The sequence below is a fragment of the Streptomyces sp. OfavH-34-F genome (genome assembly GCF_022347745.1).
Taxonomy (GTDB): domain Bacteria; phylum Actinomycetota; class Actinomycetes; order Streptomycetales; family Streptomycetaceae; genus Streptomyces.
Map to the genome: position 1 here is coordinate 57,320 of NZ_JAKRGC010000001.1, position 21,196 is coordinate 78,515.

General features: G+C 70.1%; 19 protein-coding genes and 1 pseudogene. 12 read left to right on the plus strand and 8 right to left on the minus strand.

Translation table 11 applies throughout. From position 1 onward, the window contains the following. Positions 1-42: 42 nt before the first annotated feature. Both MHW47_RS00290 and MHW47_RS00295 read right to left on the minus strand, forming a co-directional pair. Positions 43-1,026 (minus strand): alpha/beta hydrolase, encoded by a 984-nt coding sequence (locus MHW47_RS00290; protein WP_239220527.1) that lies wholly within the window; start codon positions 1,024-1,026, stop codon positions 43-45. 128 nt (positions 1,027-1,154) lie between these two features. Beyond that, positions 1,155-2,078 carry an SDR family oxidoreductase gene (locus tag MHW47_RS00295; protein WP_239220528.1) on the minus strand — a complete coding sequence of 308 codons (924 nt, stop codon included), beginning with the start codon at positions 2,076-2,078 and terminating at the stop codon, positions 1,155-1,157. Between the two features lie 137 nt (positions 2,079-2,215). Between MHW47_RS00295 and MHW47_RS00300 the strand changes: the two genes are divergently transcribed. Further along, positions 2,216-2,821 carry a TetR family transcriptional regulator gene (locus MHW47_RS00300; protein ID WP_239220529.1) on the plus strand — a complete coding sequence of 202 codons (606 nt, stop codon included), beginning with the start codon at positions 2,216-2,218 and terminating at the stop codon, positions 2,819-2,821. Positions 2,822-2,980: 159 nt separating this feature from the next. Here the strand turns inward: MHW47_RS00300 and MHW47_RS00305 are convergent, their stop codons facing one another. Beyond that, the gene (locus MHW47_RS00305) at positions 2,981-3,943 is read right to left on the minus strand and encodes a transposase (RefSeq protein ID WP_239220530.1); all 963 of its coding nucleotides are present in this window, start codon (positions 3,941-3,943) and stop codon (positions 2,981-2,983) included. 120 nt (positions 3,944-4,063) lie between these two features. Here MHW47_RS00305 and MHW47_RS00310 point away from each other — a divergent pair, with 120 nt between their 5' ends. Beyond that, positions 4,064-4,807, plus strand: a complete 744-nt coding sequence (locus MHW47_RS00310) for a hypothetical protein (RefSeq protein ID WP_239220531.1) — start codon at positions 4,064-4,066, stop codon at positions 4,805-4,807. 26 nt (positions 4,808-4,833) lie between these two features. Here the strand turns inward: MHW47_RS00310 and MHW47_RS00315 are convergent, their stop codons facing one another. The 5 genes from MHW47_RS00315 to MHW47_RS00335 form a co-directional block, all read right to left on the minus strand. Beyond that, positions 4,834-7,146: a hypothetical protein gene (locus tag MHW47_RS00315; protein WP_239220532.1), complete on the minus strand. Its 2,313-nt coding sequence runs from the start codon at positions 7,144-7,146 to the stop codon at positions 4,834-4,836. A 4-nt stretch (positions 7,147-7,150) separates the two neighbouring features. Continuing rightward, complete coding sequence (locus tag MHW47_RS00320; protein ID WP_239220533.1) at positions 7,151-7,501, minus strand: helix-turn-helix transcriptional regulator; 351 nt, start codon at positions 7,499-7,501, stop codon at positions 7,151-7,153. Continuing rightward, positions 7,498-7,656, minus strand: coding sequence for a hypothetical protein (locus MHW47_RS00325; protein WP_239220534.1), 159 nt, complete (start codon positions 7,654-7,656; stop codon positions 7,498-7,500). Before MHW47_RS00325 ends, MHW47_RS00320 begins: the two co-directional genes overlap by 4 nt. A gap of 7 nt (positions 7,657-7,663) precedes the next feature. Beyond that, positions 7,664-8,689, minus strand: coding sequence for a site-specific integrase (locus MHW47_RS00330; RefSeq protein WP_239220535.1), 1,026 nt, complete (start codon positions 8,687-8,689; stop codon positions 7,664-7,666). Between the two features lie 109 nt (positions 8,690-8,798). Beyond that, a complete protein-coding gene (locus MHW47_RS00335; protein ID WP_239220536.1) occupies positions 8,799-9,068 on the minus strand; it encodes a hypothetical protein in 270 nt (89 codons plus the stop codon). 411 nt (positions 9,069-9,479) lie between these two features. On the opposite strand from MHW47_RS00335, the gene MHW47_RS00340 reads away from it, so the two are divergent. From MHW47_RS00340 to MHW47_RS00380, 10 genes and pseudogenes are all read left to right on the plus strand, one after another. Further along, entirely contained in the window at positions 9,480-9,968 is a 489-nt protein-coding gene (locus tag MHW47_RS00340; protein ID WP_239220537.1) for an LD-carboxypeptidase, read from the plus strand. After that, on the plus strand, positions 9,965-11,344 hold the full coding sequence (locus MHW47_RS00345; RefSeq protein ID WP_239220538.1) for a phosphotransferase: 1,380 nt from the start codon (positions 9,965-9,967) through the stop codon (positions 11,342-11,344). Before MHW47_RS00340 ends, MHW47_RS00345 begins: the two co-directional genes overlap by 4 nt. A 166-nt stretch (positions 11,345-11,510) precedes the next feature. Beyond that, positions 11,511-11,768, plus strand: a pseudogene (locus tag MHW47_RS36045) (class I SAM-dependent methyltransferase); the annotation flags it as partial. Positions 11,769-12,060: 292 nt separating this feature from the next. Beyond that, the gene (locus MHW47_RS36050) at positions 12,061-12,354 is read left to right on the plus strand and encodes a hypothetical protein (protein WP_374230034.1); all 294 of its coding nucleotides are present in this window, start codon (positions 12,061-12,063) and stop codon (positions 12,352-12,354) included. An 802-nt stretch (positions 12,355-13,156) separates the two neighbouring features. Beyond that, on the plus strand, positions 13,157-13,915 hold the full coding sequence (locus MHW47_RS00355; RefSeq protein ID WP_239220540.1) for a PIG-L deacetylase family protein: 759 nt from the start codon (positions 13,157-13,159) through the stop codon (positions 13,913-13,915). Positions 13,916-13,962: 47 nt separating this feature from the next. Then, positions 13,963-15,075 (plus strand): NUDIX hydrolase, encoded by a 1,113-nt coding sequence (locus MHW47_RS00360; protein WP_239220541.1) that lies wholly within the window; start codon positions 13,963-13,965, stop codon positions 15,073-15,075. Between the two features lie 237 nt (positions 15,076-15,312). Further along, positions 15,313-16,863, plus strand: a complete 1,551-nt coding sequence (locus MHW47_RS00365) for an integrase (protein WP_189898487.1) — start codon at positions 15,313-15,315, stop codon at positions 16,861-16,863. After that, positions 16,860-18,593 (plus strand): hypothetical protein, encoded by a 1,734-nt coding sequence (locus tag MHW47_RS00370; protein ID WP_189898486.1) that lies wholly within the window; start codon positions 16,860-16,862, stop codon positions 18,591-18,593. Before MHW47_RS00365 ends, MHW47_RS00370 begins: the two co-directional genes overlap by 4 nt. Next, a complete protein-coding gene (locus tag MHW47_RS00375; protein WP_189898484.1) occupies positions 18,590-20,731 on the plus strand; it encodes an integrase in 2,142 nt (713 codons plus the stop codon). The genes MHW47_RS00370 and MHW47_RS00375 overlap by 4 nt, the downstream gene beginning before the upstream one ends. Then, positions 20,728-21,135 carry a hypothetical protein gene (locus tag MHW47_RS00380; protein WP_189898483.1) on the plus strand — a complete coding sequence of 136 codons (408 nt, stop codon included), beginning with the start codon at positions 20,728-20,730 and terminating at the stop codon, positions 21,133-21,135. Before MHW47_RS00375 ends, MHW47_RS00380 begins: the two co-directional genes overlap by 4 nt. Positions 21,136-21,196 lie beyond the last annotated feature (61 nt).

The following is a 21,196-nucleotide window of genomic DNA, read 5'->3' on the forward strand; positions in this document are numbered from 1 at the left end:
GCCTGCCGGCCATCACCGCGCGGCCGGGGCCGTGACGGATGCTCAGGGCTGACGGGCACCGAACTGGCGGCGCAGGTATCCGTACCAGGCGTGGACGTAGGCGGCGCTGACCGCGGCTTCGGGGGCGAAGAGGTCGAAGGCGTGGAAGGCGCCGGGGTACAGGTGCAGTTCGACGGGCACGCCGTCGGCCTGGAGCCGCGTCGCGTAGGTCAGGTCCTCGTCGCGGAAGACGTCGAGTTCGCCGACCGCGATGAAGGTGGGCGGCAGGCCGGTGAGGTCCGTCGCGCGCGCGGGTGCGCCGTACGGCGGCACCTCGTCGGCGCCGGCACGGCCTTCGAGGATCAGGTTCCAGGCCAGGATGTTGGTCGCGCGGTCCCAGATGCCGATGTCGGTGATCTCGTGGCTGGACGCGGTGGTGTTGCGGTCATCCAGCATCGGGTAGCTCAGCGCCTGGAACAGCGGCGCCGGCTCGCCCTGGTCGCGGATCATCAGCGCGGTGGCCGCGGCGATACCGCCGCCGCCGCTCTGTCCGGCCAGGGCGATGCGGCCCTCGTCGATGCCGAGCGCGGCGGCCTGACCGCGCAGCCAGCGGTAGGCGAGCAGGCCGTCCTCGGCGGCGGCCGGGGCGGGTGCCTCCGGGGCGAGCCGGTAGTCGACGGAGGCGACGATGCAGCCGACCTCCAGAACCAGGTGCTTGAGGGTGGGATCGTCCTGGGCCGCGTACCCGAGGACCTGCCCGCCGCCGTGGAACCAGACCAGCACCGGCAGCGGCCCGGCCGCCTCGGTGGGCCGCAGCAGCCGGATGGCGAGGGTGGATCCGTCCGGGCGGGACGCCTGGACCTCTTCGACCGACACGGACGGCTCGTCCGGAATCTGGGCCGCGATGGCCTCGGCGAAGGCGCGGACGCCGACGCGCGTGCCTTCCAGGTCGCTGAGGTCGAACACCCCGGCCTCCGTCATCGGCACCGCCTTCAGGACCTCGGCGAGTTCCGCGTCGAGCCGTTCGTGTGCGTTCTTGGTGTTCATGTCGTTCGTCTCCTTCCGGCTGCGCGGCAGCCGGGTCGTGCAGGGGGATGGTGGGTCGTTCGGACCGGTTCCGCCCGGGCCGTCTGGACGGGCGCGGGGACCGGACCGGGGTGGAGAAACGGGTGGGCTCAGCCTGCGGTGGTGGCGGGGGCAGCGAAGTAGTGGCCCTGGCCGAGGTCGTCGATGAGGCCGGGCTTGACGGGCTTCCAGCCGAGGAGGTCCTGGGTGATGGTGCTGGAGGACGGGTTGTCGGCCTGGGCGTGGGCGCTCAGGAAGCCGAAGTGGGCCTCGGCCTCGGTCGCCGGGATGCTGACCACGGGCAGGTTCAGCCCGCGACCGATGCCCTCGGCGATCTGGCGGAAGGTGATCCCTTCGTCGTCGACGGCGTGCAGCCGGGAGCCGGCCGGGGCGGATTCCAGCGCCAGCCGGTACAGGCGTGCCGCATCCAGCGTGTGCACGGCGGGCCAGCGGTTGGCCCCGTCGCCGACGTAGGCCGAAACGCCCTTGGACCGGGCGATGGAGATGAAGGTCGGGATGAAGCCGTTGTGGTCGAGCGTGCTGTGCACGGTCGGAGCAAGCCGGACGACGGACGAGCGGATACCGCGCTCGGCGAGTGCGACCACCGCGTTCTCGGCGTCGATCCGCGGCCCTGCGTCGAGCACGTCGGCCTCGGTGAGGGCGCCCCGCAGTCCCGCGAAGGCGAACAGCGCGGTTCCCGATGTGGCCACCAAGGGCTTGCCGGTGCCGGCGAGCGCGTTGCCGAGCGTGTTGATGGCGCGCAGATCCGCTGCGACCGCGCCGGCGAAGTCGCCGGCGAACATGGCGTCGTGCTTGAAGGCCAGGTGGATGACCCCGTCGGCCGCGGCGGCGGCCGCGGCGAGGCCGTCGGGATCGTCGAGGTCGCCTCGGTGCACCTCGGCACCAGCAGCCGTCAGTGCGGCGGCGGACCTGTCCGAGCGGGCCAGGCCGACGACCTGGTGTCCCGCTTCGAGAAGTTCGGGAACGACGGCGGAGCCGACGTGTCCGGAGGCTCCGGTGACGAATACGCGCATGGTGTTGCCCTTTGCTGCGGGCTCCTCACCAGGGGCGAAGAGCCATGATGTCAGTTCGTGACATCACCGTAGCACCCATGTCAGGATCTGTCATCACTTTGATGTCAGATCCTGTCATCGCGGGGTAGGATCGGGGCATGAGCCGATGGAAACCCGACGCACGAGGCCGCCTTGAGAAGGCGGCGATGGAGCTCTTCAACCACCAGGGCTTCGACGCCACCACCGTCGCGGAAATCGCCGCCCGCGCCGAGGTCACCGAACGGACCTTCTACCGGCACTTCGCCGACAAACGGGAAGTCCTCTTCCAGTCCAACGCCCTGGCCGATGTCCTCGCGCACGCCACGGCCACCGCCGCCAGCCCTCTGGCGCCGCTGGAGGTGATCACCCACGCCCTGACCGAAGCCGCTTCCGTCTTCGAAGAACGCGAAGACCTGGTACGCCAGCGCCAAGCCGTCATCGCCGCCAATCCCGAACTGCAGGAACGCGAACTGGCCAAACAGGCCTCACTCGTCTCCACCCTCGACCGCGCGCTCCGGGAACGCGGTCTGGATGCCACCACTGCGGCACTCGCGGCCGAAATCGGGATCGCCGCCTTCAAGGTCGCCTTCGAACGCTGGATCAACGACCCCGACCAGCGCCCCCTCGCCCAGCACATTCGGGAAACCCTGGACGCCACCCGGCACCTCACCGCACCGCCCGAACACGCCGCCGCGACCGACGACGCGAGCGAGAACGCGGCATGAATGCAGTGGGCACCCCGAGCAAGGGGCCCGCAGCCATCCGTCCTCGTCGTGTCGGTCTCGTCGCCGCTGCACGGGTCGCGTAGGTGCCGCAGGTCCGGCGCCAGCGGCCGGGGGTGGTCGAAGCCGCCTGCGCGGATTCGACCACCCCAAGCACGTGCGCTACCGCCCGGGGACGGCCTGGTCCTGCGGGTCGAGCTTGGCGAAGTCGACGTCCAGGTGCGGCTCGTACGCCTCCGGCGCCAGGTCGAGTTCGTGGGTGGAGTACTCGCCGAACCGCATGATCTTCTCGGTCAGGTAGGGCGAGACCTCCGCCAGGTCCTCGGGCTCGACCTTCCAGCCCTCGGCCTGCAGCTCCCGCACCGCCTGGGCGATGTCCAGGGTGTTGTGGAAGATCAGGCAGTTGGCGAGCAGGGCGTTGAACTTGACCGCCTTCTCCTGCTCGACCGGGTCGTTGTCGGTGATGACACCCCGGTTGCCGAAGCGCACCCACTCGGAGAAGCCGTTGTACGCCTCCACCTTGTTGGTCGCGGCCGTCACCCGCCGGCGCATCTGCGGGTCCGTCAGGTAGCGCAGCAGCTGGACGGTGCGGATCACCCGGCCCACCTCGCGGAACGCCGCGTAGTGGGCGTTCTTGCGCGACCCGGAGCGCAGGCGCCGCAGCAGCAGCACGGAGGACACCTTGCCCTCGCGCACCGACAGCGCGACCCGCATCAAGTCCTTGAAGTGCTGCTCGATGAGGTCCCAGTCGATGACGTTGCGCCCCACCTCGCCGAACAGCGCGTCGATGTGCACGTAGGTGGTCTGCCGGGTGGGACGGAAGAACACCAGGTCCTTCCAGTTGCGGATCCGGGGCATCAGCTCGAAGCCCAGCAGGTGGGCCAGGCTGAACACCGGGTAGCTCTGGCCCTGCGTGTCCGCGTGGATCGTGGTCGGCTGGATCTCGGACTCGTTCTTCAGCAGCCCCTCGATGATGTAGACGGCCTCCCACACCCCGCAGGGGATGAAGTGGGTGAACAGCGCGATGTAGGTGTCGGCGACGTGGTGGTAGGCGATGCCGCCGGGCCGGGAAGCGCGCGGGTTCCGAGATTCTCGGGCTGCCCATGACCTGAACCCGCGCGTCATTCACGATAGATATAGCACCAGCAGACGGGTTGAGATGCGCAGCGGCCCCCAAATTGCCCTTGTCGGCGTCGTGGCCAGAGGGCTGGGGGCCGCGCGTGTGGTGAGGGGATCAAGGACACGATGGCGTCGACCAAGGCCACCAGCAAGATCACTAAGTTGGAACTGACTCCGCTCGGCAGCCGGCCGAGGGCTTGCCCGGATGAGGTGTCAGGCTCCTGGAAGTATCTCAAGGGGGCCCACGAGAGTGTCTCTGGGCTGTTCGACACCCTCCATGTGATCCGGCTGAAGTCCGCTGGGGACACCGACCCGCGGGGGCGGCTGTCACACGATCAAACGGACCAGCTCAGGGCCGCAATCGTATTCACCTCAGCCGGCCTGGACGCTTGCCTCCGGCGACTGCTCAAGGACGCGCTACCGACCCTGGTCAACGGGAACAGTGCAGCCGAGGGCAAGTTCAAACAGTTCATCAGCGAGCAACTCAACGAGAAGGCCAGCAAGGCTTTCAGGGCCGCAGTCATTGACCCCGACCCCAGGACGAAGCTGATCGACATCTATGTAGAGGCTCTGACGGGCTCCAGTCTGCAAGGGCACAAGGACCTACAGAGGGTGCGGAACGCCCTCGGCATCCCAGAGTCAGACATAAGCGACAGTTCTCTGGCGGGGCTGAGCCCGTTTTTCGCCGCGCGCAACGAGATCGCCCATGAACTCGACCTCGTCGATCCGACCGGCCGAGGCAGTTCCAGCCGCCGAGACCGGACGATGACAGCAGTCCGTGACCAGTGCGACGAGGTTCTTCAGCAGGTCAAAGCCTTCGTGGTCAATGCGGTCAAGCAGGTGAAGGCTGCGGGCAAGGTCACGCCCTGACGGCGCTCGGCAAATCTCGGTGATGGCTATCTGGGTAGCTTCGACGTGCGTTCGGGGTGAGCGGCGTAGATGTACTTCATCGCGGTCTCGGCGGCGATACCGAAGACGCGCATGAGGTGGACGGGGTCGGCGGTCTGGCGGGCTTCGTCGAGGATGCGGTCCTGGCGGAGCTTGGACAGAGTCAGGCCGAGGGGCCGGAAGATGTCGTTCATGACCATGGTGGAGACGGGCGGGAGCCGGTCGTCGGCCACGGTCTGCTGGCTGACCAGGAGGTAGGGGTTGGCCGTCAGGGGCCACCGCTGGTGGCGGTCGCGGAGCCAGTCGCTCGCGAGGATGTGGGTGAGTTCGTCGAGGTAGACGGTGTGCCCTAGTTGCCGCCGGACCGTCAGACGGCCGCGAGCGAGGTCGAGATCGGCCAGGAGGAGGCAGCGGGTCTCACGTCGGCCGAGCCCGTGGATGGCGACGAGCGCGACGACGAGCTTGGCCATCGGTGTGCCGGCTCGGTCGATCAGGCCGCGGAGTCGGTCGGTGGGAATGGGGACGGGTAGACGTTCGGAGGTGGACAGCGAGGTCCCGCGGGTGGGGTCGCGGAAGATCAGCCGTTCCTGCTTGAGGGCCTGAAAGAGGCTGCGCAGTGCGCTGAGGAGATCCCGGCCCGTCGGACCGCGCCGTTGGGCGAGGGCGTCCCGGATGTCGTCCTTGGTGATCTCGCGCAGGCTGGTGACGCGGGCGGCCCAGTCCTTCAGGGCCGGGTGGAGGTAGCCGAGGTACTTGCGGATCGTCTCGAACGGCATCGCGGCGTGTTCGCGGCGGCCTTCGCCCCGAAGGACCAGGACCCAGCGGCGGAGTTCATCCGCGATGTCCTCGGGGAAGGTCTGGATGCGCTGGTCGATGGCCCGCTGGTGGATGTCGACTTGCCGGGCGGGGTCGGGGACGACCAGGCCGCGGCGGGTCAGGAACTGCAGGATTCGCCGTGCGCTGGTGCCCGGCCGGTCGGCGGGCAGCGACCGGATGTCGGCCTCGTGGATGGGGGCATCGGCGCCGAGGCGGGCAAGCAGGATGCGGAGGCTGCGAGCGGCGAGACGCCGCACCTGTTCGTCCCAGCCCTGCTGCTCCGCATGGTGCCGGAACTCGTCGAGCAGGACCTCGGCCGCAAGGGTGAGGGAAGGCAGGCGGTCCAGCTCGCCGACGGTGATGCAGGTCCAGTCGCGCCGGGCGTCGAACAGCGCGGTCTGGGCCGGGTTCACCAGGTGCGGCGATGTCGGTGGTGCGGGCGGGCGCGCGGCGGCGGCTCGTTTCCGGGCCTTGTGGTGCGGTGCGTCGTAGCCGAGAGCCCCGGGGCGGATCGCGAGCCTGGGTGCGAGGTCACCGCCGAACCACAGTTGAGTCCATATCCCTCTTCGTGCGTCGGGGCCGTGCTGGTCGATGTGGAGACAGCAGGCCCGGCAGATGCCGTTCAGCAGCGGGACACTTCGGCGTCCGCAGCGACCGCAGTCGCCGACCGGGTGTCTGCCCGGCCACGTGCTCCAGCTGCTGCAGCCCGAGCAGACAGAGCGGAAGCCCCAGCAGTCGCAGTGCCGACAGCTGCGGTGCGGCTTGGGCGGGATGATGGGCCGACGACGAAGGCGGGGGCGGAGAAGACCGGCCTCGCGCAGGATGTCGGCGACCGCGCTCTGGCTGCGGGGCAGATCGTCAAGGACTTCCTCGGCGACCAGAGCCTCGCCGTCGGCGCCCCGGACGGCCAGGGCCAGCCGGATCATCCAGCAGGCCGCCCGCCACCACGCCTTGCTGAAGCCCTGCTCGGCGGCCTGGGCGATGGCGATGGCCTGGAGGCGGTCGTAGTCCGCGAGGTCCCGGTCGCGGATGCGCCGGACATGCTCCTGGGCGAGCTGTCGACGCGGGCGGAACAGGAGGAGCTGGCCGCGTACGGCCGGCGGACACACGCGCGGGTCGTCGCTCGGCTCGGCCGACGCGATCCGCTGACGATCCAGCCAGGACCGCGGCCGGCTCCCGTCGCGCGGCCGCCCCTTCAGCGGGCGGTCGATCGGCTGTGACCTGGGCAGACGGACGCCGGGCAGGATCAGCGCGAGCTGGCACGGCCGCCCGGCGACAGGGTCGGCGATCCATTCGGCGTCGAAAGTCCGGATGACCTGCAGACACAGACGGCACAGCCCATCGGTGTTGAGGTGGCCGGCGTGCCCGCAGCGGCGACAGGGTGCCTGCTCGGGATGCAGATGCCGCCAGGACGAGCAGGCGACGCAGTCGGCGTACTGCGGTTTCTCGCCCCAGCCCAGGCAGACCCGGCACTGCCCGACGGGCCATGCCTTCCGTCGTGCCACGGCGTCAGTTCGGCGGCAGCGACCGGCGCGAGCGGCCTTGGCCCTTGCGTGGGATCGGTCGGACCGCCGGCCGGTCCGCTCCGTCCTCGGCCCCCACCGCCCGCTGGCCGGTCTCCCGCTCTCCTCCGTCGGCGGCGGCCAGCGGCTCGGCCTCCAGCAGATCGGCGACCGTGCAGTTCAGCGCGGCGCACATCTTGTCCAGGTCGTCCAGCCTCACCGAGATCGGCTTGCCACCCCACAGGGCGGCGACCTTGCTCAACGACGGGTTGAAGCCGACCTGTTGGAACGCGGCCAGCAGGTCGCTGGGCCGCCAGATGTCACGCTTGGCCGCTGCCCAGCGCAGATTCCACTTCACCGCAGATTCCCCTTGTCCATCACCAGTCGCTGCACGGCCCGCCCGGAAGCCTCCAGGCTCGCCAGCTCAGGATCCGCATGGGCGGTCGCGAGGTACGAAACCGTGGTCGTGGGCCGGTCGTGTCCGAGCATTTTCTGCACCTCCCACAGCGACATCCCGCGCTCATAGTTGTGGGTCGCGCAAGCATGTCTTAGCAGGTGGGGATGTAGATGAGTGACCGGCCCGGGTGAGGAACCGCTGCCCGGCCGTCTTCAGCGCCTTCCGGAACGTCGACGGCGTCACCGCGATCCCCGGCGTCGGCACGTTCAGCGCCGCGACCGCCGGCGGCAGGCGTTCGGAAGGGAACAATGGCGCCCTCGGGTCCTCCGGGTCGTCGCTGAACTCACCACGGACCTCCTCCATGTACCACCACAGCAGGTCGCGGCCCTCCTGGAACAGGTACGCCTCCCGCTGCCGGGGACCGGAACCGTGGGCTCCCTTGCCGTTGACCAGGAAGCGGCCCCACTGCCCCGACTCCCAGTGCACATCGCCGATGCACACGCCGCACAGCTCGGCGGCCCGCACGCCGGAGATGTAGGTGAGCTTGCCCATCACGTAGTCGCGGCGAGCGATGACGGGCTTGCGCGCGTCCTCCAACGAGTTGCGCCAACCGGCGAAAAGCTCCCGGGTGGCCCGCTGCGACGGCGGCACCCGCAGCCCGAAGTCCCCGCGGTGCTTCGGCCGGTTGAAGGGGTCGATGGGCGACTCGACTGCCGCCCCGAACCGGCGGGCGATCTCTCCGGCATAGCGCTGTTCGAGGAACGCGAAGTAGTGGTCGATCTGGTTCATCTTCTGGCGGACCGTGGAGCGGCCGCGCTTGCCCGGCCCGGCGAAGTACCGGTCGACCTGCCGAGGGGTGAGCCGCCACGGCACCAGGCCGTAGTGCTGGCAGATCTCGATGACCGGCTTGACCAGCCGGTCCAGCGTCGTGACCGCCAGCCCGGCCGCGTCCCGGGCCCACTGGTACTCGGCGACGGTGTCCAGGAAGAACGACTCCTCGTCCCCATCGGTGAGGGCGGCCGACTGGCGCCGTTGCAGCGTGACGACGTCCGCCAGGCCCGGCTCCAGCACCGGCTCCTCGGCAGGGTCGTCCGCGTCGCCACCCCCGCGGGGCCGTACGACGGACAGCAGGCGTGTCCTGGAATCCACCACAGCACGGCAGATTACACGAGTCTCTCCAGGAATCCTGGTGAGACTGGCAGAATCCTGAATCGCTGGCGTTCGGACTGCAGGTGGTGGTTCAGCTGCTGAGATGCGGCTACGCGGCGAGGGAGAGCTCCCGGGAACCCGCTCCTACTCCAGTTTGCAAAGTGATCCCGTACGCGAGGTGATCGATCAAGAGGACATCGGCGCCGTCCCGGACCAGCAGCGCGCCGGCGGTAACGTGCATCGGGAAGGTTCGCCTCGATGCGAACCCCTGGCCCTCGGCCAGCAGACGCAGCGGCCCAGCCAGCTCTCCTGCCTCCTGCGGATGGCGCTCGATGTAGGTGCGGAGCTCTTCCGCAATGTCGGAATCAGTGATCGCCACAGGTCATCGCCCTCCGCTCGGCCCGCAACGAGGTCTCGCCGAGAGGGGCCGCTCGAAAGCGGCCATGAAGCACGTGCACAGTCAGCTCCACAAGGGTCGTGGCGTACCGGAAGCCCCGCACTCTACAAGCAGAGCAAGTCCCACACGGGCCAACGCGCTCGCTGTCTCACGCCCTTGAGCGGGTCAACGAGCGTCATCACCGCGAGGGACGACGTCGACCCCGCATCCCAAGCCCGTTACCGTCCTCGCCTACAGCGTGCTGCCTCCTTGGACCAGGCAGGAGACCGCCCCGCGCCCGGGCGGCGACTCGCGTGCGGCTGGCTCCCGCCCGCCCACACCCCCTACGGTCACCCTCAGCACCCGTACTGCTACCTCAAGTGGCCGTTGTTCCGTCCCTGTTAGGAGAGCTTCTTGCCTGCCCGCCTCCTGCCCGCGCCCCTGGCCAAGGGGGGCCGCGTCGGTGTCCTCACTGTCTCTGCTGCCGAGCCGGCCGCCCACCCCGACATCTTCGAGCGCGGCCTGGAGCGTCTGCGCGCCCATGGCTTCGAGCCCGTCCTCGCCCCGCACGCCGCAACCAGCCACGGGTACCGCGCCGCGACCGAGACCCAGCTCGCCGACGACTTCCACGCCCTCATCTCGGATCCCGAAATCGACACGGTGCTCTGCGCCGGCGGCGGCAAGAGCGCCAACCGGCTTCTGCGCAACCTGGACTACCGGCTGATCGCCGAACACCCGAAACCGATCGTGGGGGTCAGCGATCCGTCTCTGCTGCTGAACGCGATCACGTCCCGCACCGGGCTGATCACCTTCCACGGCCCGGCAGTGCTGCGGGAGGGCGGGCTCGTCGAGGAGGCGGAATTCGATGTCCTGCTCGCGCGCCGGCCGGAAGGTGCCGCATGAGCGGGGAGCGGCACACGGTGGCGGTGGACGTGCACATGATCGCCGTCCGCGAAAGCGAGAAGGGGCCGGAGGTGCTGCTGTCTCGGCGGGCCGGCAACGTGTACGCCGCAGGGCATTGGCACTTCCCGTCCGGGCACGTCGACGGTCCCTTCGAGGACGTCGTCACCGCGCTCGTACGCGAGGCGTACGAGGAGACGGGCCTGGTGGTGGATCCGGGCGACGTGCGGGCCGCGGTCACCCTCCACCACCGGGCACCGGCCGGGGGCGCGCGGGTCGGGTTCTTCTTCGAGGTCCGCCGCTGGTCCGGGACGCCGAAGGTCATGGAGCCCGAGGTGTGCGACGCCATGGAGTGGTTCGCGTACGACGCTCTGCCGGAGCCGATGGTCGCATACTGCCGCGCGGGGCTGGACGCCTACCGGGCCGGTGTCCCCGTGGCGCTGCACTTCCAGGAGCCGGGCGACACGATCGGTCATGACCCGGCTGCCGACCGGATCCGCCTCGTGCCCGCCCCGGGATCCGGCTCGCCCCGGCCCGGGAAGGAGGTGCGGGAGTTCGCCGAGCATGCGGTGGGCCGGATCGCGACCTGGACGGACGTGTCCTGGGCACGTATGGAAAGCCGCGTGTGGCGGGCGGGCGGCGCCGAGGGCGGCACCTGGTACGTCAAGGTCCACCAGAACGAGCGCTTCCACCAGCGTGAAGTAGCCGCGTACCGCGGCTGGGCGCTCACCCTCGGTCCTGCCGCGCCGCGCCTGGTGGCCGCCGACGCGCAACTGCGGGCCGTGGTGATCACCGCGGTGGGAGGCCGGCCCCTGCACGGCGCCACGTACACACCCGAGCAGCAGCGCCACATCTTCCACCGCATCGGGCAGCTCGCAGCCGCCATCCACACCAGCGCCCCGCCACGCCCGGCCGCTTCCCTCCCGCCCGCGGGGAAGGTGGAGCGGCATCTGAACGGCGCCCGGCCCCATCTCACGCTCGGAGACGAGGACTTCATCCGCACCACCGTGGAAAGGGCCACCGGCCTTCCCGCCTTGGATGCGGTGCCCACACACGGTGACTTCCAACTGCGCAATCTGCGCTGGGACGAGGCCGCCGAAGTCCTGTACGTCATCGATTTCGAGCGGTCGGAGGAGGGCCCGGCGGTCAGGGACTTCGTAAGGCTATCCGACGCCTGGCACGGCCGCCCCGACCTCCTGGCCGCCGTGCTGGAGGGGTACGGCCGCCCCTTCACCCCGGACGAAGAGGCCCACCTCATGGCCCTGTCCGTCATGGACGCCGTCTCTGGTCTGTCCTACGGCACAGCCCACGGCGATCCCGAGCTCGTGGAGCGCGGCCAGCGCACGCTGGCCCGGCTCCGCGCCGCACAACGCCTCTGAACATCAAAACCGCCTATGTACGAGGAGAGCCACGGTGACGTACACAGCCCGCACCGAGTGGGAGCAGCACTTCAGCGAGGGCAGGGGGTTCCGGCCGGTCGGTGAGCGGGAGCGGGAGATCCTCGCCGAGCACGCCCCCGCCCCGGGCGGTGGCCGCGCGCTCGACGTGGGCTGCGGCACCGGCGAGTTGGCCGCCTACCTCGTCCTGCTCGGCTACACCGTGGACGCCGTCGACTTCGCCGACAGTGCGCTCGCCCGGGCCCGCGAGGAGCACGCCGGCGTCGAGGGCGTGCGCTGGCTGCGTCTGGACATCGAGCGCGACGACCCCGCCCCGCTGCACGAGGAGGGGTACGACCTGATCACGCTCCGCCTGGTGTGGGCGTTCGTGCGGGACCGGGGGCGTGTCCTGCGCGGGCTGGGTGAGCGGCTGCGGGACGGTGGCGCTCTTGTCGTCATCACCCCGACGGCGGAGAGCACGCCCGAGGAGCGGCGCGGCATCGCCTTGGACGAAGAGGAGATCGCCGTGCTCACCGCCGGATGGGCGACGGTGGAACGCCTGGACGCGGACGGCTTGGCCGTCCTGGTCCTGCGCGGCCCCTGCCCCACCGGTACGAGGGCCGTCGAGAAACGGCCGCCCACCGCCCATGCCCTGACCAGTGCCCTCGCAGTCGTCACCGACGACGCCGGCCGGGTCCTGCACCGACGACGAGACGTCGGTGAAGCTGCTGGCCCCGCTGACCCATGCCCCGGCCCGTGTCGTCTTGGACGCCGAGCGGGCCGCCCTCGCCACGCTCGGCGGCGGCTGCCTGACCGCCGCCTCGGTCCACGCCGTTCACACCCCGGGATCAGAAACGGTGACCGTGCACGCCGTCGTCCTCGACCCCGCCGGCGGCGCCCCGGTCCGAACGACCGCGGTCGGCCCGTCCGCCGAAGCGGCACGCACCGGGCGCCGAGCGGGGCAGCAGCTCCTGCACGCCGGGGCGGCCCGGCTGCTGGGCGGACCGGCATGACGACGCACGAGGCGCCCCCAACAGCGGTGTTCGCCCCGCCCCGGGAGTCCTCCGAGCGTGCCCGGATGCGTCGGCGCACCCTCAGCCGCCGGGCCGGAGACCGCTGGCTGCGCGTCGTCGCCCGTCCCGTGAACAAGGCGCCGGGGGCGACCTGGGACGGGAACGCGCGCGCGGACGCACTGCTCCCCCGGTCGGTGCCCCGCCCCAGGCTGTACGACATGGCCGAGTGGAGCGCCGATGGGTACGTCTACCACGCCGAGCTGTCCGAATACCTGCCGCGGCCCGCCCTGGCCGCCGGCGGGCCGGTCCTGGGCCGGGAACTCGACCTGCCCGCCTCCTGGTGGGCCGATCTACGGGAGGCGCTGGCCGCCACCGCCACTGTGCCCACCACCCGTACGACGGTGCGGCAGCAATGGATCGACCGGCACTTCACCCGCCTCCTCGGCATCCCGGACCCGCCCATCGCGTGGACCACCGGACACGCGGATCTGCACTTCGCGAACCTCACCGGCCCCCTGCTGGTCATCTGCGATTGGGAGGGCTGGGGGCGGATCCCGGTCGGTTTCGACATCGGGCTCCTGTACGCCTACAGCCTCCTGCAGCCCGGCACGGCCGCCCGGATCCGCCGCGAGTTCACCCACGTCCTGGACACACCCGCCGGCCGGGCCGACGAATTCGTCGCGCTCGCCCAGCTCCTCCAGGTCACCGCGCGCGGCGGCCACCCCGACCTTGCACCCCACCTCGCCCGCCACGCCGCATACCTCACCGCCACCCCCGTACCGTGACCGCTCCGGAGAACCCCGTGTATCCCAGCATCCTGGCCGTCTTCGCGCACCCGGACGACGAGTCCCTCCTCGCCGGCGGCGTACTCGCCCAGCACCACGCCGCCCGGGCCCGTACGGCAGTCGTCACCGCCACTTGGACACCCGACAGCCGACGCGCCCCGGAACTCGCGAACGCCCTCGCCGTCCTCGGCGCCGGCAAGCCGCGCCTGCTCGGCTACAACGACGCCCGCAACCCCGAAGCCGCGCCCGGCCGGCCCCGGCTCGTCGACGCCCCGCTCGACGAAGCCGTCGGCCACCTCGTCGCCCACATCCGCGACTTCCGCCCGGACATCGTCATCACCCACGACGCAGTCGGACAGTTGACCGGCCACCCCGACCACGTACGGACCCACCAGATCACCCTGCTCGCCGTCGAAGCCGCAGCTCTCGCCCACCTTCACCCCGACGCGGGCCCCCCGTGGCAGCCCTCCGCCATGTACGCCGCCACACACCCCGTCTCCGGCGTCGGACCGCTGCGCGCGCTGCTCGAAGGCGTCGGCAAGCGCATCCTCGCCGTACCCGACTCGTACGTCACCACCACCATCGACGTGACCCCCTACACCGAGGTGAAGTGGCGCGCCATCAGCTCGCACGCCGGGGAGATCGCGCGCGAGCGGTCCCTGCCCGGCATCCTCGCCCGTCTCCCCGAAGCAGACCGGCACCGCATCCAGACCGAGCACTTCACTCGTCTCAACACCGGCCCCGTGCGGGGCGACCCGACCCAGCTGACCGCCTGATCTGCCGCCACGGGCATGCCCCACCGATCCAAGAGAAAGGCATGGAGATGACCACGACATCCGCACCCGACGAACGTCCCAGCGTGAGGATGACCGACGAGGCGTACGGTGCACTGCGCGCCTCCCACGCGCTGTGGGCCGGCACCTCGGTCCTTGTCACCGACCAGCACGGCCGGGTCCTGGTCCAGCGCGTCGGCTACCGGCCCACCCGTCTCCTGCCCGGCGGCGCACTGGATCCCGGCGAGTCCCCAGCCCAGGGTGCCGCCCGTGAGCTGAAGGAAGAGCTGGGCCTCGCGGTACCCCTCACCCATGGGCTGGCCGTCGACTGGGTGTCCACGGCAGGCCGCAGGACCGCTCCCGCCGTACGGTTCCCTGGCGAACTGCTGCACGTCTTCGACGGCGGCGTCTGGGACGAGGACCGGATCGCGTCCATCCGCCCGGCCCCGGGCGAGATCGAGGGCGTCGACTTCGTCGAACCCGCCGACCTTCCCGCCCTCATGTCCCCGGACGACGCCCGCCGCGCACTGTCCGCCCTGCGCGCCCGCGTCAACGGCACCGGCCCCGCGATCCTTGAGGACGGCCGCCCCCTCGCCCCCACCCTGCTCGACCGCGTGAACACCTTCACCCGGCACCGCGCCGTCCACCACTGGCCCTGGCACGAAGGGCCCGCCCCGGCCGGGCTCCCCGTCCGCCAGAGCTGGGGGTGGCTCTTCGCCCCCGACGGCCGCGTCCTGGTACTCCTCGACCCCACGCACGGCGCCGCCTGCCTCCCCGGCGGCACACCTGAACCAGAAGACGACCAGGACCCTGCGGCAACCCTCACCCGCGAGGCCCATGAAGAGGCCTCCGCCCACATCAGCACTCCGGTGCTCCTCGGCCACCTGCCGGACCAGAAGCACAGTGCCGGGCCATGCACCCGCGTCCGCATGGCAGCTGCCCTCACGGACCTCGGCCCCTCCCGGCCCGACCCCGCCACCGGGCAGACCTACGTGCGAGCGCTGGCCACCCCCGAGCAGGTCATCGAACTGTTCAACTGGGGCCCCGGCAGCGCCGACCAGCTCACCGCCGTCCACCACGCACGAGCACGGCTCGAGATCCCCCGCGCCGCGCGACAGCCCCTCACCGAACTGCCCGACGCCACCGACCTCACCACCCTGTAGCCCGGCCATTCCGAAACGAGGACGCCCATGAGCAACACCTCACCCGCCGCCAGCACCCCGGCCGTGCCCGCTCACCCCCTGCCGGCCGCACCATCCGCATCAGTGGCTACGGCGCCGGTGCGGACAGGGCACTGCCAGTGCGGCCGGATCTCTTACCAGGTCACCGGCGTACCGAATGATCCACATCTGTGTTTCCCTGATGATTGAGTGAGTTCAAGGGACTCACAGGGGTGACAGATGGACGAGTGGTGGCTGGTGTTCGTGCCGGATTCGGAGCGGTGGGGGCCGCTGCCGGAGGAGGGGGTGCTGGGGGTCCACGACTTGCCGGCAGCGGTGGCTGCGGTGGGGCTTCAGCCGGGCGATCCGGTTTTTGTACGGCCTGATTTTGTGGTCGATCCCGAGCTGCTGGAATTCGTGCTCTCCGCAGAATTCCATCCGCTGGAGCGGGAAACTCGGCGGAATTACGCGCTGGATATCCGGCTGTTGCTGACTTGGTTGTGGCGACGCGGGATCCCGTGGCGGCAGGCGACCGAGAGTGACTTGCGCGCGTACAGGGAATTTCGGTGCGACTCGCCACTCAACCCGAGCCCAATCAGCGGGGCGAAGTGGGATCGGGAAGCGTCGGCTTTCACGCGGCTCTACCGGTGGGGGAAGGTCACGCCGCTGCCGGTAGACAGCAGGCGCCGGACAGACCGGGCCGCGGACGCCCGCAGCTCGCGAGTGTCGTGGCTGACACCTCGAACCTGGGGTCTCTGGCAGGACGTGGGCCTTCGCGGCCTTGGTCCCGACAGGACGCCGGTGCCGGGCTGGGACGCGCGGACCGAGCTTCGGAACACCTCGTTCGTCGGGTTCACACTCAGCTCGGGACTGCGGCGGCAGGAATCCGGCGCCATGTTGACGTTCGAAGTGCCATCCCGCCCACTGCGCTCGGGCCGCTACTGCCACGGGCAGATGGCCCGAGCGCTGTCCCGGTCGAAGCGAGACCGGACCTTCTACGCGTCGGTCGATTCATTGCGCCAGGTCAGCGCCTACGCCGAGTCGGAGCGGGCCTGGGCAGTCGAACGGGCCCAGGACCAGGGACGCTACGAGAAGTTGCCGCTGATGCGGCTGATCACGAAGGTCACGACGGGCCGCACCTCGACGGTCCACTGGGTCGACCGCGACGGCGTCCAAGGCCAACGTGACCTGTACCTGCTCGACTGGCGCGAGCGGCAGTGGCTGTTCGTCGAGGGGCCACAGGGCCCAGAGCCGGCGTGGTTGTGGCTGACCGAGCAGGGCCTGCCCATGCTGCCGGACCGCTGGAACACTGTGTTCCGGCAGGCCAACCAACGGTGCGAGCAGGCTCTGCTGACTCCGCAGGAGCGGGAGACATCCCGGCTGCTGCGGGTGGCGGAGATCCGGGGGAAGGTCCCGTACGCGACGCCCCACTCCATGCGTCACTCGATGGCGCTCTACATGTTGATCCTGCTCAACGAGTTGATGGACAGGAAGTACGGGCTGACCGCCGCGGACCGGCGGGACTTCGCCCAGCTCTACGGCGACCCGTGGTGGCTGGTGAAGACCCTGTTGGGGCACAAGGACGTTGAGACGACGAAGGAGCACTATCTCCGCCCGGTCCTGCATCTGCAGCTGGAGTCGATCCTCGCCTTCGACACCGAGGACGAGCACGGTGAGACCGACGAGACGAAGGATCTGAACGGTCTGTTCGCCCGGCTGGCCCGGGAGACCTCCGGGATCCAGGACATCGAGGTGCTGGTTGACGCCCTGCCCGTCGCGGAAGCGTCATGAGCGGGCGGGGCCGCCGGGCGGTCCTGCCGCCGCCGGATTTCCAGGCGGCCCAGCGAATAGCCGCCGACGGACTGCAGGTCACGGTGGTCAACAAGGAGGGCTTCAAGCGGGTCTTCGACTTCGCCGAACTCTCCGTACCGCAGCCGATGCGCGGGGCACTCGCGCGAGCGTTCGCCGCGCAGTCCATGGGATGGAACAGCCACTCCAGCGGCGAATCGTATTGGCGGTCCGTGGAGGTCTTCGCCCGGTTCCTCAAAGACCAGGGTTACCCGGCAGAGGACCTCGGCGGCCTCACCTCGGCCACGCTCCGGCTCTGGCGCAACAACCACAAGGACACCCCCGGCGGGCGCGAGGCCCTCGCGAAGATGCGTACGCTGCTGAAGCGCGAGCCGCGGCTGGCGCAGGGCCTGGCCGCCGAGGAACTGGCCCGTCCGGTTCCGAAGAAGGGCAAGCCGTCCAAGCAGTCCTACCGGCCGTCGGAGCGCGAGCAGGTGCTCCTGGCCGCCGAGCGACAGTTCCGGGCCGCGCTGCTGCGGATCCGGGAGAACACCACGCTGCTGGACCGCTACCGGGCGGGCTTGCTGGACCCGACCAGCCGTGAGTGGAGGGTCGCGTCCGTCCTCGAGTGCTTGGCCGCCACGGGCGAACTGCCCGGGTACCCGGACAAGGAGGCGCAGGTCTACACCCGGGCCGAGCATCTGCTGCGCGGAAAGAACCGCGGGAGGGCGGCCGGCCGGCTGTTCCTGAGCAGGGCGGAGCTGACGGCGCTGGCTGTGATGATGACCGACCGCTACGGCTGGAACCTGTCGGTCTACGACCGTCTGCACGTGCCCGTGATCACCCCGTCCGCGGGAGAGAAGACCACGGTCACCTACGAGGTCCTGGTGGAGAAGCGCCGCTCCGGCGAGGGCAGGTGGTTCGCCACGGAGAACTACACCGACTCCGGCGCGGACTCGCCGGGACGGCTCATCACCCAGGCCCTGGAAGCCACGAAGCACGGGCGGGCGCTGGCTGCCGCCCTGTCACCGGGCCACGACCTGCTGATGATTGCCCGCAACCGGCGCCGTACGGACGTGGACTCCAATCTGGACCGGCCCCGGAACGTCGGCCCGCTGTGCTTCGGGGTGTCCAAGGCCGATGCGCGAGTGTGGGCCAGGTCCCACAACATCGGCTCGCCCTTCCAGCGTGCCCGCAGGACGACCGTCACCACGACGGGAAAGCCGCTGCAGCACAAGCCCGGCACCCACGAGAGCATCTACGTCCTGCCCGACGAGAACGTTCAGGAAGCGGCCGTGGACGTGATCGCGGCGGGCGCCGAGGAGGCCCTTGAGCAGGCCCGTGACTACACCTTCCACGGGCGCCTGACGGACAGGGCCGACGCGGCCCACCAGGAGACCGCGACGGCGGACTGCGCGGATGAGGACAGCAGCCCCTGGCCTGACCCGAACGGGGGCTGCGGCGCCAACTTCCTGCTCTGCCTGTCCTGCGAGAACTCCCGGGTCCACACCGGCCACCACCCGCGCCTCGCGCTTCTTCGCCGGCAGCTGCTCTCGCTTCGCTCCGCCTGGCCCGAGAAACTCTGGCGCGAGCGCTGGGACGAACATCTCCAGCGACTCGACGACCTGCGGGCGAAGGTCAACGAGAGCACCTGGGATGCCGCACTGGGCCGGGTAACGGACCGCGACCGAATGATCATCGACCACCTGCTCGAGGGAGACCTGGCCCCGTGACGACCGCACTGTCCGTCGAGGCCGATCCTTACATCCTGCCGCTGCCGGAGCCAGACAGCCCGGTCGTCATGGAACGGTGGATCAGCGCCGGCAACACCCACGCCAACTCCGTTTACAGCGACGACATCTGGTCACTGGGCCCACTGACCGACAACCCCGGGGACAGCATCCACAAGATCAATTTGAGGAAGTGTCCGGCCACCTTGCGCAGCGAGGTCCGTCGTGTCCTCTGGGTCCTGATCAACGGCGAGCTGCGCCCCACGTACATACGGGAACGCGGCTTTCAGAACCGGACACGCGACGGCGTGATCAGCATGCGCGACAACATCATCCAGTGGATGAAGTTCGTACGCTGGCTCGACCGGCAAGGCGTTTCCCAGTTCAGCGACTGCACCACGGAGCACTGGAAGGCGTACGCCGCCAAGTGCGCCAGCGGCTGTACGCGCGGTCATGCCCTGACGATTCTGCGCTGGCTCTCGGACCTGTGGGCCTTCGACCAGCTCTCGGCCAGCCCCTGCGGGATTACGCGTCCTCCCTGGGAGGACGAGGGCATCGACGACTATCTACCCGCCGAGATGGGAAAGGCAGGCGGGGAGAACAAGACCGAGCCGCTGGATCCGACCGTGATCGGCCCTCTGCTCACGTGGTCGATCCGTCTGGTCGAGGACTTCTCCGGCGACATCCTGGCTGCCTGGGACGAACGCCGCCGCATGCACTCACAGGTGAGAGCCGCCAAGACCACCCGCGAGGGCCTGGCAGCTCTCAAGAGCTATCTGCTGCCTCTGATCAACTCCGGTGCACCGCTGCCCGCCACCGTGAGCCGGCTGCACGGCGTCACACTGTCCCACCACTACGTCGCCGCGGTCACCGGGTGCAGCCGGACCCAAGTCCAGACCATCGTCGCCCAGCGCGGACTCTACCGACTCGCGGCTCAGCGGCCTGGCCCCAGCCCGATGCAGGTGCCGGTTACAGGCCGGATCGAGGGACGGGCATGGCGCGAGTTCATGGACTACGAGGAGACGCCGATCCTGGTGCGGCACCTGGCTACGGCAGCCGCAATCGTGATCTTGTATTTGACCGGGATGCGCTCCCAGGAGGCACGGTCGCTGCGATCCGGCTGCTGCCCCGACCCGCAACCGAATCCCGACGGCTCCATGCCGCGGCACCTGATCCGCTCCCACCACTACAAGAACGTCCGCGACTCCGACGGGCACCATGTCTCCGCCGGCGAGGAGCGGGCAGTCCCTTGGGTCGCGATCACTCCGGTCGTCAACGCCATCCGTGTCCTGGAACGCATCGTCCCCAGGGGCGAGCTCTTGTTCAGCTCGACCCACCACGACATCGTCTCCCAGCGAAGGCACCACGGTGCGCTGAAGCGGGCCACGCTGGATCGCCGCGTCGAGGACCTCGTGTCGTGGATCAACCAGGAGGCCACTGCTCAGGGCCTGCCAGCTCAACGGGTACCGGGGGACCCGCACGGCGGCCTTGGGCTGAGCCGTCTGCGCAGAACCCTGGCCTGGCACATCGCCCGCCGGCCCGGCGGCCTGGTCGCGCTTGCCATCCAGTACGGGCACATGCGCACCGCCCTGGATGCCCGCACCTCCAGCGGTTACGGCAGCCGCGAGCGCAGAGGCTTCCACGGGGAGCTCGACGTCGAGACCGCCCTCGCCGCCGCGCAGACCGCGGCGCGGCTGCGCGACGCCACGGCGGCCGGCGAGAAGATCTCCGGCCCGGCAGCGCGGCGGGCGATCGTCGGAGCGGCCTCGATGCCCAGCTTCGAAGGCGCCCTGACCACCCCGAAGGCCGCCGCCAAGTTCCTCGCACGCGACGGACTCGTCCTCTTCGACAACCCCGACGCGTTTCTCATCTGCGCGTTCAAGCGAGACACTGCCCTGTGCGATCCGGACCTCGGAGCGACGGCACCCAACCAGTTCGCCTGCCAGCTCGGCTGCGGCAACACGGTCCGCACCGACAACCACGCACGCGCGGCACGAGAGCACGCCGACCGGCTCGATGCAAAAGCAGCCAACGTGCCCCAGCCTCTGGGCAACCGGCTCCGCCGGACCGCCAACCGCTTCCGCGCTCTCGCCGACGCCCACGACTCCGCCGCCCAGACCGCCGAGGAAGCCATCGCATGAACCAGCAGCACGAGGACGAACGCTCCCGCATCCGTACGGCCATGGACCGCCTCCTGGCCGGACAGCCCACCAGCTCCAACGGCGGCCTCACGGTGGTCGCGCTCGCCGCAGAGGCCGGTGTTCACCGCATGGCTCTCCAAAAGCGCCACGCCGACCTCAAGGAGGAGTTCTACACGCGGGTACGTACAGAAACGCACCAGACGCCGGAAGTCGAAACGCGGCTTCGCAAAGAGGTCGTCCGCCTGAAGGAAGCCCTCAAGGACTCCCGGGCTGCCGAGGCCGCCTCCCGGCATCGAGCGGAGCTGATGGCCCTCGCAGCAGCCGTCCTCATCCTCCGGGGACCCGACAGCCAGGACCGACCTGCCCCCGACAACGTCATCCCGCTCCGCCCCTCCAGCGATTGAAGAGAGCGTGCCGTCAAGCGGCGACGCCGAGCTCCTCGCGGGGGATGGATTCGCGGACGGC

Coding starts and splice junctions, on each gene's coding strand:
- MHW47_RS00290 (WP_239220527.1), bottom strand. CDS start 1,026: ATGAACACCAAGAACGCACACGAACGGCTCGACGCGGAACTCGCCGAG.
- MHW47_RS00325 (WP_239220534.1), bottom strand. CDS start 7,656: ATGTCGCTGTGGGAGGTGCAGAAAATGCTCGGACACGACCGGCCCACG.
- MHW47_RS00380 (WP_189898483.1), top strand. CDS start 20,728: ATGAACCAGCAGCACGAGGACGAACGCTCCCGCATCCGTACGGCCATG.
- MHW47_RS00295 (WP_239220528.1), bottom strand. CDS start 2,078: ATGCGCGTATTCGTCACCGGAGCCTCCGGACACGTCGGCTCCGCCGTC.
- MHW47_RS00365 (WP_189898487.1), top strand. CDS start 15,313: ATGGACGAGTGGTGGCTGGTGTTCGTGCCGGATTCGGAGCGGTGGGGG.
- MHW47_RS00345 (WP_239220538.1), top strand. CDS start 9,965: ATGAGCGGGGAGCGGCACACGGTGGCGGTGGACGTGCACATGATCGCC.
- MHW47_RS00300 (WP_239220529.1), top strand. CDS start 2,216: ATGAGCCGATGGAAACCCGACGCACGAGGCCGCCTTGAGAAGGCGGCG.
- MHW47_RS00370 (WP_189898486.1), top strand. CDS start 16,860: ATGAGCGGGCGGGGCCGCCGGGCGGTCCTGCCGCCGCCGGATTTCCAG.
- MHW47_RS00310 (WP_239220531.1), top strand. CDS start 4,064: ATGGCGTCGACCAAGGCCACCAGCAAGATCACTAAGTTGGAACTGACT.
- MHW47_RS00360 (WP_239220541.1), top strand. CDS start 13,963: ATGACCACGACATCCGCACCCGACGAACGTCCCAGCGTGAGGATGACC.
- MHW47_RS00305 (WP_239220530.1), bottom strand. CDS start 3,943: ATGACGCGCGGGTTCAGGTCATGGGCAGCCCGAGAATCTCGGAACCCG.